Origin of the sequence: Pelagibius sp. Alg239-R121, assembly GCF_947331435.1 — a bacterium.
Taxonomy (GTDB): domain Bacteria; phylum Pseudomonadota; class Alphaproteobacteria; order Kiloniellales; family Kiloniellaceae; genus Denitrobaculum.
Genome location: NZ_CAMZOF010000003.1, coordinates 283,441 through 295,281, shown reverse-complemented (window position 1 = coordinate 295,281; position 11,841 = coordinate 283,441). Strand labels below are relative to the sequence as shown.

Here is an 11,841-nt window from a genome sequence, read left to right as displayed (position 1 = left end):
ACGCCTTTGGTCGACAAACGATGAACAAGCGAATGGATAAAATTCACAACGGCCTGGTTGCCGCACTGGACGTCGGCAGCAGCAAGGTCTGTTGTTTCATCGCCAAGGTCGAGACGGACCAGCGTCCACGGATCGTCGGCATCGGTCAGCAGGAAAGCCGTGGCCTCAAGGCCGGCGCAGTTGTCGATATGGAGGAGCTTGAAACCTCCATCCTGAATGCCGTTCATGCCGCCGAACAGATGGCGGGCGAAACCATCGACCGCGTTGTGGTCAACCTCTCTGGCGGGTATCCGGCTTCGAGCTCGGTCGGTGTCGAGGTGTCGATTAACGGCCACGAGGTCGGAGATGCAGACCTTCGGCGCGCACTGGAATACGGTCAGGAGCTTCAGACCACGAACGGCCACGCCGAGCCGGGACGACAGTTGATCCATTCGATCCCGACCGAATACAGCATCGACGGCAGTCGTGGCATCCGCGACCCGCGCGGCATGCACGGCGAACAGCTTGGCGTCCATATGCACATCATCACGGCCGCCGCCGGCGCCGTGCGTAATCTGGCGACCTGCATCCGGCGTTGCCACTTGGACATTGCCGGGTTTGTTGTTTCACCCTACGCGGCCGGCTTGTCGGCATTGGTCGAAGACGAGATGAATCTGGGCGTGACCGTCATTGACCTGGGCGGCGGCACGACGACGATCGCCGTCTTCTTCGAAGGCAACGTGATCTACACCGACGTTGTTCCGATCGGCGGACTGCATGTCACCAACGACATCGCCAGAGGGCTCTCGACACCCTTGGTGCACGCCGAGCGGATGAAAACCCTGTACGGACATGCACTGGCCGCGTCCGCAGATGACCGCGAGGTTATCGACGTGCCGCAGGTCGGCGAAGATGCACAGAACGCGACGCAGCAGGTTCCGCGGTCGTTGCTGGTCGGCATTATCCAGCCGCGCCTCGAAGAAACCTTCGAGTTGGTGCGCTCCCGCCTGGAGGCAAGCGGTTTCGACAAAATCGCCGGACGCCGGGTGGTTCTGACCGGCGGAGGAAGCCAGCTTTCCGGCATCGGAGACCTGGCCGGACTTATTCTCGACAAGCAGGTCCGCATCGGGCGGCCCCTACGTGTTGCAGGCTTGGCAGAAGCCACAGCAGGTGCGGCTTATGCCACCTGCGCTGGGCTCCTTCTATATGCCATCGCGTCGGACATCGCGGTTCCCCTCGATGTCCCTCAGCAAGTCAAGGAACCGGGAAACCTGATGGGCCGTATGGGCCATTGGTTTCGTGAGCATTTTTAGTGAAAGCAAAGCGGTATCTACGGCTGTTCCGGCCGTATCGGAACGAAGAGCAGACTGCCAGAGCGGCAAAGTTAAACAGTAGCAGACTCAAACTATTGCGTGGGTAAGTGGAGGCGACAATGACGCTGAATTTGAATGTACCGACATTAAAGTCCGACCTATCCCCCCGCATCACCGTTATCGGTGTCGGGGGAGCCGGCGGCAACGCCGTCAACAACATGATACAATCCAACCTGGAAGGCGTGGAGTTCCTGATTGCGAACACCGACGCTCAGGCGATCAACGGATCCAACTGCGATCGCTGCATCCAGCTCGGCCGGAATATCACCCAGGGTCTGGGTGCCGGTTCCCGTCCCGACATCGGACGGGCCGCTGCCGAGGAGGCCATGGACGAAATCCTGGGTCACCTCGAAGGCTCGAATATGGTCTTCATCACCGCTGGTATGGGCGGTGGCACTGGTACCGGCGCAGCACCGGTGATCGCCCGGGCAGCCCGGGAATCAGGTATCCTGACCGTTGGTGTCGTAACCAAACCCTTCCACTTTGAGGGCGTGCACCGCATGCGTCTCGCGGAAGCCGGCATCAACGACATGACCCAGTATGTCGACACCCTGATCATCATTCCGAACCAAAACCTCTTCCGGGTGGCAAACGAAAAGACAACCTTCGCGGACGCCTTCAAGATGGCGGACGATGTTCTGAAGGCCGGCGTCAGCGGCGTTACCGATCTGATGGTCATGCCAGGTCTGATCAACCTGGACTTTGCTGATATCCGGGCCGTCATGACCGAAATGGGCAAGGCCATGATGGGCACCGGCGAAGCCGACGGCGAAACTCGTGCCATTGATGCAGCGGAAGCTGCGATCTCAAATCCTTTGCTGGACGAAGTCTCCATGAAGGGTGCACGCGGTGTGCTGATCAACATCACCGGCGGTCCAGACCTCACCCTGTTCGAAGTCGACGAAGCCGCCAACCGGATCCGCGACGAAGTCGACCCGGACGCCAACATCATCTTCGGCTCTACCTTCGAACCGACAATGGAAGGCAAAATGCGGGTCTCTGTTGTCGCAACCGGCATCGACGTCGACGAAGCGATCTCGCCACGCCCGGCAGCGATCAGCCTGGTTTCTGCTCGTGCAGAATCAACACCGGCTGCTTCGCTGGAACCTGCCGCTGCTGCACCCATCGCAGCAGCACCCGTCGCCGCCATGCCGGCAGTCTCGGGCGCTCCCTTTGCATCGGCTGCCGCAACAGCGCAGGTCGCAGAGTACGAGCCAGAGCTGGAAAGTCAGTTGTTCGAAGAGCCCGAGCAAGCACCTGTCGAAAACTTCGCGGTGCCACAACCGGTAGAACGCGAGTCGGTTACGGACAGCTTCATCGCCCCGGCGCCGGTTACTGCAGAGGAAGCTTCGTCGGTGCGAATTGAAGAGCCCAGGGCCACAGTGGTTTCGGAACCAGAAGCAATGCCGGAGCTGCCCGCGGTCCGGACGGCACCTGCTGCCAGCGTGGATGAAGAAACCTCCAAGGTAGCCCCAAAGCGCCCAAGGGGCCTGTTCGCCAAGATGACCGGTGCCGCTAGGGCATTGAATGCCGGAAAGCCATTGGCACAGACAAGCCAAAGCCTCTCTCCGCTTGCCCGCCCGGCAAGCCCGGAGTTGCCAGCGGCGACGGCACCTCAGGCGACTCCGATGCCGCCGATGCCTCAGCCGGCACCGGTTTCTGCACCGGCATCGACCCTGCAAGGAACGTCAAGTCAGCAGCCCAGGCTGTCGGGTCTGGATCCATCTGAACGGATTGGGACCAGGCAAACAGACGAAGACCTGCTCGACATTCCGGCGTTTCTGCGTCGTCAGGCTAACTGACGGTCAGCTCTCGTCGCGAAGCTCAAGGGGGCTTTGACGTCGTGTCGCTCCGACGGCAAGGCCTTTCGTCAAGGAGTTACGGTTTCGAACCTGACCTCTAAGGCATTGATCTAAAACTGCTTTAGGTCAACCCACGCAAAAACCGCCACTGTCGAGCGCTTCCTGCTCTTCGGTGGCGGTCTGTTTTTGAGACGCTATGAAGCTATCTCAGAGAATCTCTCAGCTGTGAATTACGGCGATATGGATCCGTTCAGACACATTGGTTCGAATGAAAGGCTCGCTGTTCAAACCTATTGTGCATCGCAATATAAAACCGCGTTACAAACGGTAACATATTGCAACAAAGAGTGATTTGAGTTGCTGCACGGGGCCACTTACTGTGTTGTTAAGCAAGTCTATTAATGCGTTCGGTCCGGGGGGATTTCAGAAAACACGACGCAAGATGCAACGAGCGATACGGCAGTGATCGTAAAGCTTGAGACGGTTGGTTTGAACATGAGTTTGCCGAATTAAGATCGTCGGGCAAGCGCAGGAAGCGGATAGTTAGTGAAGATCATGACAGGTCAAAGCGGGATCTCCGGCGAGTTTGTTCGCCAAAAAACCCTGAAAAACTCCATTCACTGCTCGGGAGTCGGCCTCCATTCGGGTGCCAAGATCAACATGACTTTGCTTCCGGCACCGGCGAATACCGGTGTTGTATTTCGGCGCGTCGACATCAATGGCGGCAATAACGAAGTCAAGGCAAGCTGGGAAAATGCTGTCGAGACGCCCCTATGCACAACGCTGGTTGGACAGGATGGCATCAAGATTGCCACAATCGAACATCTTATGTCCGCGCTTGCCGGCTACGAGATCGACAATGTCGTTGTCGAACTGAACGGTGCTGAAGTTCCCGTCATGGACGGCAGCGCAGCTCCCTTTGTCTTCCTGATCGAATGTGCCGGCACTGTTGAGCAAGATACGCCACGCCGGGCGCTTCGCATTATCGAACACGTCGAAACATCGGAGAGCCATCGCTCGGCATCCGTTGCACCGGGCAAAGGTTTTTCCATCAACTTTGAGATCGATTTCGACAGCCGGGCGGTTGGCCGCCAGGAATGGTTCGTCGAGGTCTCTCAAACGAGCTTTAAGCGGGAAGTCTCGCGCGCACGGACCTTCGGCTTTTTGCAGGAGTTTGATAAGCTGCTTGAGCTTGGCCTTGCCCGTGGCGGTTCGCTGGATAACGCAGTTGTTATTTCCGGTGACACGGTCATGAACGAAGGCGGCCTACGGTACGATGACGAGTTCGTCCGGCATAAAGTCCTCGATTCAATCGGTGATCTCTATCTGATCGGCGGCCCGATAATTGGGCATTTCCACGGTGTTCGCGCCGGACATGCCCTGACGTTGCGTCTAATCAAGTCTTTGTTTGCACAGGAAAGTGCCTGGGAATGGGTTGATATGACCCACAGCGATTTGATGCCCCCTCTCGCCGCGCCGGCAAGACTTCAACCCGCTGTTGCCGCGCAAGCCTGATAGGTCTCCTTGAGCCTGACAAGGCACTCGGTCCGGCCGACAGACACTCCTCCAAACAATCCCAAAAGACATCCGCGTCGCTTGAGAGCTTCGGTTGTTGGCATTATAGTCACGAATGAGGCATATCGGTCGTCCGCCTAGTTGACCTGACGAGGGCCTGGAGCGCGGTCGCTCTCGATTGGGACAATGCGGAGCGTGAACCTCCCTGAAATAGACTGGGTAAGAGGCTGGTTCACGTTTCACTTTGATTCAGCAGCGGACGACACTTAATCTGAACCGGTTATATGTCGCTAATCCGCTCTACTTCAAAGCGTTAGAGCATTCATACGGCGTCATGTTTGACGTAGTTTGAATGCTCTAAGCAAATCGATCAGACTTTAGGGACGCATGAAACAAGCACTATTCGAGTTGTCGCACCCAAGCGCTGCCGCTAGCTCTCGCAGCCCATGGCGCAGAACAGCAATCCACGTTTTCGCGGCGCTGGGAATCCTGGGCCTTGCCGCCGGTTGCAGTTCTGACGATGAAGAGCCCTATATCGAACAGCCGGTCGAAGAGCTTTACAACGGTGCTACCGACCAGTTGCTGCAGTCGAACTTCGACGAAGCGGCCCGACTCTACGACGAGGTCGAACGCCAGCATCCCTATTCCGTCTGGGCGTCCAAAGCGCAGCTGATGGCGGCCTACGCCTTCTACCAGGACAACAAATACGACGATGCGATCAACACGCTCGACCGCTTCATCCAACTTCACCCGGGTAACAAAGACATCGCCTACGCCTATTATCTTAAGGCGATCAGCTTCTATGAACAGATCTCCGATGTTGCCCGGGATCAGAAAACGACCCGGCAGGCACTCGATTCCCTTGATGAAGTGGTCCGGCGTTTTCCCGAGACCAAATATGCCCGCGATGCTGAATTGAAAATTGACCTTGCCCGCGACCATCTTGCGGGCAAGCACATGGAAATCGGCCGTTACTATCTGAATCGCGGCGAATACCTCGCTGCAATCAACCGGTTCCGCAAGGTGATCGAAGACTACCAGACCACAACGCACGTTCCCGAAGCCCTGCATCGGCTTGTCGAGTGCTACATGTCGCTTGGAGTCATCACCGAAGCACAGGCGACGGCATCTGTACTGGGCTATAACTTCCCAGGCAGCGAATGGTACGTAGACAGCTATGCTTTGCTGACCGGTGAGGATCTGCGGCCGGAAGAGGCTGAAGGTTCCTGGATTTCCAGGGTATGGAATTCCGTCATCTAGAACTCGAAGACGCACTAAGGTTCCGGCCAGATGCTTGTCAGTCTGTCGATCCGCGATATCGTTCTCATCGACCGCCTCGATCTGACGTTTCACGACGGCCTTTGTGCGCTGACCGGAGAAACCGGCGCCGGAAAATCGATCCTCTTGGACGCTTTGGGCTTGGCGGTCGGCAACCGCTCAGTGTCGGGACTGGTTCGGCGGGATGCGAAGCAAGCATCAGTTACGGCTGTCTTCGACGTTGATCAGAATCACCCAAGCGGCCGGATCCTTGCAGAACACGATATCGAGGCCGAGCCTGGCAGCCTTGTGCTCCGGCGCATCGTTGCTGCAGACAACCGCAGCCGGGCCTACGTGAACGATCAGGCCGTCTCGATCGGCCTCCTCCGCCGTCTTGGCGATTGTCTTATCGAAATTCAGGGACAATTCGAGCAGCGCGGTCTGCTGGATGGCGCCACCCATAGATCTCTGCTGGATGCTTTTACAGGAGACCCTACCAGGACCACCAAGGTCGCCGATCTTTGGGATGCTTGGCGCGGTGCCCTTGCCTCCAGGGATCTCGCCCATCAGGATTTAGCCCAAGCCCGCAGCGACGAAGGTTATCTGCGTCACAGTGTCGAGGAACTGGAAGCACTGGACCCGCACGCGGGCGAAGAGGAAGAGTTGGCGGAGCGTCGCAAGCTGTTGCTCAATAGGGGGCAACTGGTCGAGGCCGTTAATGCGGCAGTTAACGATCTGACCGGAGGCAACGGACAGGCAAGCGCCGAAGACGCCCTTGTTGGGGCTCGGCGTCGTCTGGAAAGGGTCACGGCTGCAGCCGGTGATCGCCTCGATCCCGCACTGGGAGCATTGGATCGCGCAATGGCGGAAACCGAGGATGCTGTTGGACGTCTGCAGTCCCTCGCCAGCGATATCGATGTCGAGGGCGGGAGTCTCGTCGATATTGAAGACAGGTATTTTGCTCTTCGGGATATGGCGCGCAAACATGGAACCGAAGTGGAAAACCTCACTGCGTTGCGCGCATCTCTGTCGGCGCGATTAGCGACCATTGATTCCGGTGGCGAAGCATTGGAACGACTCGAACGGGAATGCGAAGCCGCGCGTGAGGCCTACGTAAAACAAGCCAAGACTTTGAGTAAAGCACGTCGCATAGCAGCGAAAGACCTCGACAGGAAAATAGCTGCCGAACTGCCCCCGCTAAAGCTTGATAGGGCAATATTTCATACTCGGATCGATGCGCTTGATGATGACGAATGGGGCGCTTCTGGCCTTGAGCGGGTGGCATTCGAAGTTGCGACCAATCCCGGCACGGCTCCCGGCCCCTTGGCTCGGATCGCATCGGGTGGCGAACTCGCGCGCTTCCTGCTTGCTTTAAAGGTCGTTCTGGCCGGCACCAGTCCGGTTGGTGCTCTTGTCTTCGATGAGGTGGATAGCGGCGTTGGCGGTGCAACAGCTCATGCAGTCGGCGAGCGGTTGGCGCGCCTGGCCAAGGAACGGCAAATCCTGGTCGTCACGCACTCACCACAAGTGGCGGCGCGGGCCGATTACCATATGCAGGTCCGCAAGACCACGCTAAACAGTGGATCGAAAAAGCAATCGACCGCCACCGAGGTTCTTCCGCTTGGAACGGGCGATCGCCGGGAGGAACTGGCGCGCATGCTGTCCGGGGCAGAGATAACTGACGAAGCCCGCGCGGCGGCAGATCGTCTGATGGGAGCGTAAAGAAGGTTATGGACGAAAGGTCCGAGGATTACGATGTGGCAGGTTTGGCGCCGGAGCAACTGAGCGAACAGCAAGCCGAAGTCGAACTGGCACGGCTTGCAGCCGAGATACTGCGGCACGATCAACTGTATCATCAGCAGGATACCCCTGAGATATCAGACGCGGATTACGACAGCCTCAAGCGGCGTAACGATGCCATTGAAGCGCGGTTTCCCGGCGCCGTTCGCGACGACAGTCCGTCGAAACGTGTCGGGGCAGAGCCTGCGGCGGGTTTTTCCAAGGTTCGTCACAGCGTCCCCATGCTTTCGCTTGGAAATGCCTTTGAAGACGAAGATATCACCGAGTTTCTGGCACGCATTAGACGGTTTCTTGGATTGGAAGAAGAGGTCGAAATCGCCGTGCTGGCCGAACCGAAAATCGACGGATTGTCCTGCGCGCTGCGATATGAAAACGGAAAGCTGGTGCAGGCTGCCACACGAGGCGACGGTAGCACGGGCGAAGACATCACCACCAACGTACAGTCCGTGGCAGGCGTCCCAAAGCACCTTACGGGAAGCGATTGGCCTGCGACCCTCGAGATCCGTGGTGAAGTCTTCATGCGACACGACGATTTCCGCGCCCTGAACGAACGCCAGGAAGCCAGAGGTGGAAAGGTCTTTGCGAATCCGCGCAATGCCGCCGCTGGCTCGCTACGGCAATTGGATGCCAGCATTACGGCTTCCCGTCCCCTCACCTTCTATGCCTACGCCTGGGGCGAAGTGTCCAGCCCTCTGGGTAAAACGATGACTGAAGTTCGTGCGAACATGGCGAGCTGGGGTTTTACGGTCAACGAGCCCGGTCGACTCTGCCGGAGTGTTGAAGAAATCCTCGCGTTTTATCGGAGCGTCGGGGCGTCCCGTGCTGAGTTACCGCACGACATCGACGGCGTGGTCTACAAAGTCGATCGTCTCGACCTTCAAGAACGCCTGGGATTCGTGAGTCGCGCACCGCGCTGGGCGATCGCCCATAAATTCCCGGCCGAACAAGCCGAGACCCTCCTTCGCGAAATCACCATTCAAGTCGGCCGCACCGGTGCGCTGACGCCTGTCGCCAACCTGGAGCCGATCACCGTAGGCGGGGTCGTCGTGTCCCGCGCCACACTTCACAATGAAGATGAAATTGCACGCAAGGACATCCGCGAGGGCGACCGTGTCGTCATTCAGCGTGCCGGCGACGTGATCCCACAGGTCGTATCGGTTCTGCTTGACCATCGCACGGCGGAGAGTGCGCCCTTTGTCGTTCCGGAAAACTGCCCCGAGTGCGGCAGTGCAGCAATCCGCGAAGAGGGTGAGGCCGTGCGCCGCTGTACAGGTGGGTTGATCTGCCCCGCCCAGTCAGTCGAGCGTCTAAAACACTTTGTCAGCCGCAATGCCTTTGATATCGAGGGCCTGGGTGACAAACAGGTGAAGTTTTTCTTCGAAAAAGACATGGTCAGCAAGCCAGGTGACATATTCCGTCTCGCCGCCCTGGATCTGGATAGCCTCACGCCGTTACGCAAACAGCCGGGTTGGGGAACCCAATCCGCCGAAAATCTTTTCGCCGCGATCGAAGCACGGCGGCGGATCTCGCTCGACCGGCTGATCTTTGCGCTGGGCATCCGTCAGATTGGTCAGACCACTGCCCGCCTGCTCGCCAAGACCTATGGCAGCCTTGCTAAACTGCGTAGCGCCATTGTCCTTGCAAACGACCGCGAAAACGACGCCTACGACGACTTGATCAACATCGATGGAATCGGCCCGGCAATGGCCGACGACCTCATCGCATTTTTTGCGGAACCTCACAACCAGGAAGTGCTGGATGACTTGGCAGCAGAATTGACCGTCGAAGACTATGTGGTTGAAGAGTCGGGCGACTCTCCGATTGCTGGCAAGACGGTCGTCTTTACCGGCAAACTGGAAACCCTCGGGCGTAGTGAAGCCAAGGCGAAAGCCGAATCCCTGGGGGCGAAGGTGGCCGGTTCCGTATCAAAGAAAACCGATTTCGTCGTGGTCGGCACGGATGCAGGTTCAAAAGCCCGAAAGGCAGAGGAATTGGGCCTGACAGTGCTTAGTGAAGCCGACTGGCTTGCATTCATAGCACCAGCGGGCTGAAGCGGAGACTGGAACATGCCCCATCGCCCAGGCAATAAAATCGCAGGATGCTTGGCGTGAGAGGGTTTCTTCGAATAGAAGACAGCTCTGGGGAAGAGGTTGCGTAATCTCTACAACTTTCATCTGCAAAAAATCCATAATAACTCCGTGTTTTTGGTTCTCACGGGGCTCCGTAAACCAAGTGTTTACTATGAAGGCTTAAAACCTTGGTAAGTATAGCGGGGCGGGAACCAAGATGCTTAATTCGGAAGAGAGCCTCGAGTTTATTCTCGAGAAAGTTCAGGAGCTGGGTCGCGGTGACAAACCGCACGAGCGCGCTGCATACCGTGCCTTGATACATATGTGTCAGCGTTGGGCCGAACCAACCGACCTCTTCATCGATGAAAATCTGCAGATGGCCGAACGAATCGGCCAGGATCTTGCCGATATCGCCCGCCATATCAACGACATCCAACACGCCTACATGAAAGCTCTGTTTTCAGACGCGAAATAGTCCCGCCCGTTCGTTCTCGTTCACCTGAATAGCTCTCAATTAATACTCCGACCAAACGGTTCAAGGCTTGTCGGCTCCATATCTCGGACTTGTCAAAGCACGTGATTCCACTTCACCTCATATGGTTAGAGTAGATTCACCTATACGATAGATCGCCCAAGGCGATTCCGTCCGACCAGGACCTCCCCTCGCAGCATACTTCCAGACCGTTTCCGTCAAGAACGTTTGCGTTCAATCGAATAATTGCGCGTGAGACCGGATCCTTGAGATATCGACGCTCCCGTCAATTCTCTGAATCTGACGAAATTTCTATCCCCAGAAGAATTCTCTTGCAGCATCATCCGCTATTTTGAACCTTTCGCCACTCCGGTTTCTACCTCACGGATGCAGTTCTTGTTAGATCGATAGTATGTAAAAATGCATCTGGGGGCACAAAACAACTCTCAAAAAACACATAACCTCTAAAAACAACTCTAATCATAACGCAATAATTCTATATCACTTCAATTTCTTGTGCCATACAATGGAATTTAACCATCAACTATTGAAATATAATTGAATTTCATATCATACTATACTATTACTTTAGTTCGATTATATATAAATTTATCTACATTTTTAGCTTCTTTTACTCCTGAAGATTCTGCTATTAATCTCGCGGTAACACCTTGTTAAGAGCTCTTGCTTAGGTTGTTGAGGCAAGCCAGTCAATAAGGGAGCGAAGCCACCATCCGACTAGAAAAAGGCTTCCCGACTGACACGAGTTCGTAAAACCATGCAGCTGATTCGGCGCCATTAGGACATCAGGCCCGATTGCGTAGGCGGGCCCTATCAGGGGCCGTACGACAAAGGAGCAAGAGATAAATGCGAGTGTTGGCGATATCCTCCCAAAAGGGCGGCTCGGGCAAGACGACCCTGGCAGGCCATATAGCCGTTCAGGCTCAGAAGATGGGTGCGGGTCCCGTAGCGCTGGTCGACACCGACCCTCAAGGCAGCCTGGCTGATTGGTGGAATGAGCGACAGGATGAGACGCCCGTTTTTGTCAGCACATATGTCTCGCGCCTTGCCGCGGATATCGAGCGCATGCGCGACGCGGGGATCAAACTTCTCGTAGTAGACACGCCACCGGCAATCACCGACACCATCGCCGATGTGGTCCACGTCTCCGATCTGATTATCATCCCGACCCGCCCCAGTCCGCATGATCTGCGTGCAGCCGGCGCCACGGTCGAACTGGTCGAGAATTTAGGCAAGCCGTTGATCTTCGTTATCAACGCGGCCACTCCCCGTGCTCGCATGACGTCGGATGCCGCTTGCGCCCTGTCGCAGCACGGAACAGTGGCGCCGGTCATCATCCATCACCGGGCCGATTTTGCCGCCAGCATGATTGACGGCCGCACCGTCATGGAGGTTTCCAAGGCGGCGCGCGCGGCAAGCGAAATCACGAAACTATGGGAATATATAGACGCTCGACTGATCTCGGGCCGACGCAAGACGATCATGCCGTCGTCAACCGCTTCCGTAATCGAAAAACCGTCTTTTAACGTAGGTGTGCATTAAAGTGGCAAGGA

At 56.7% G+C, this 11,841-nt stretch carries 8 protein-coding genes; all 8 read left to right on the top strand.

Translation table 11 applies throughout. The features are described 5' to 3' along the window. Positions 1–32 precede the first annotated feature (32 nt). The 8 genes from ftsA to QMZ18_RS11745 all read left to right on the top strand — a co-directional run bounded on the left by ftsA (position 33) and on the right by QMZ18_RS11745 (position 11,830). Complete coding sequence (ftsA, locus tag QMZ18_RS11780) at positions 33–1,292, top strand: cell division protein FtsA (RefSeq protein ID WP_282606491.1); 1,260 nt, start codon at positions 33–35, stop codon at positions 1,290–1,292. Positions 1,293–1,411: 119 nt separating this feature from the next. Next, positions 1,412–3,154 (top strand): cell division protein FtsZ, encoded by a 1,743-nt coding sequence (ftsZ, locus tag QMZ18_RS11775; RefSeq protein WP_282606490.1) that lies wholly within the window; start codon positions 1,412–1,414, stop codon positions 3,152–3,154. Between the two features lie 555 nt (positions 3,155–3,709). After that, positions 3,710–4,669 carry a UDP-3-O-acyl-N-acetylglucosamine deacetylase gene (gene lpxC / locus QMZ18_RS11770; RefSeq protein ID WP_282606828.1) on the top strand — a complete coding sequence of 320 codons (960 nt, stop codon included), beginning with the start codon at positions 3,710–3,712 and terminating at the stop codon, positions 4,667–4,669. 387 nt (positions 4,670–5,056) lie between these two features. Continuing rightward, a complete protein-coding gene (locus tag QMZ18_RS11765; RefSeq protein ID WP_282606489.1) occupies positions 5,057–5,929 on the top strand; it encodes an outer membrane protein assembly factor BamD in 873 nt (290 codons plus the stop codon). Between the two features lie 30 nt (positions 5,930–5,959). Then, positions 5,960–7,648, top strand: a complete 1,689-nt coding sequence (gene recN, locus QMZ18_RS11760; protein ID WP_282606488.1) for a DNA repair protein RecN — start codon at positions 5,960–5,962, stop codon at positions 7,646–7,648. Positions 7,649–7,656: 8 nt separating this feature from the next. Continuing rightward, positions 7,657–9,777, top strand: coding sequence for an NAD-dependent DNA ligase LigA (gene ligA / locus QMZ18_RS11755; RefSeq protein WP_282606487.1), 2,121 nt, complete (start codon positions 7,657–7,659; stop codon positions 9,775–9,777). Between the two features lie 235 nt (positions 9,778–10,012). Continuing rightward, on the top strand, positions 10,013–10,270 hold the full coding sequence (locus QMZ18_RS11750; RefSeq protein WP_282606486.1) for a hypothetical protein: 258 nt from the start codon (positions 10,013–10,015) through the stop codon (positions 10,268–10,270). Positions 10,271–11,134: 864 nt separating this feature from the next. Then, a complete protein-coding gene (locus tag QMZ18_RS11745; RefSeq protein ID WP_282606485.1) occupies positions 11,135–11,830 on the top strand; it encodes an AAA family ATPase in 696 nt (231 codons plus the stop codon). Positions 11,831–11,841 lie beyond the last annotated feature (11 nt).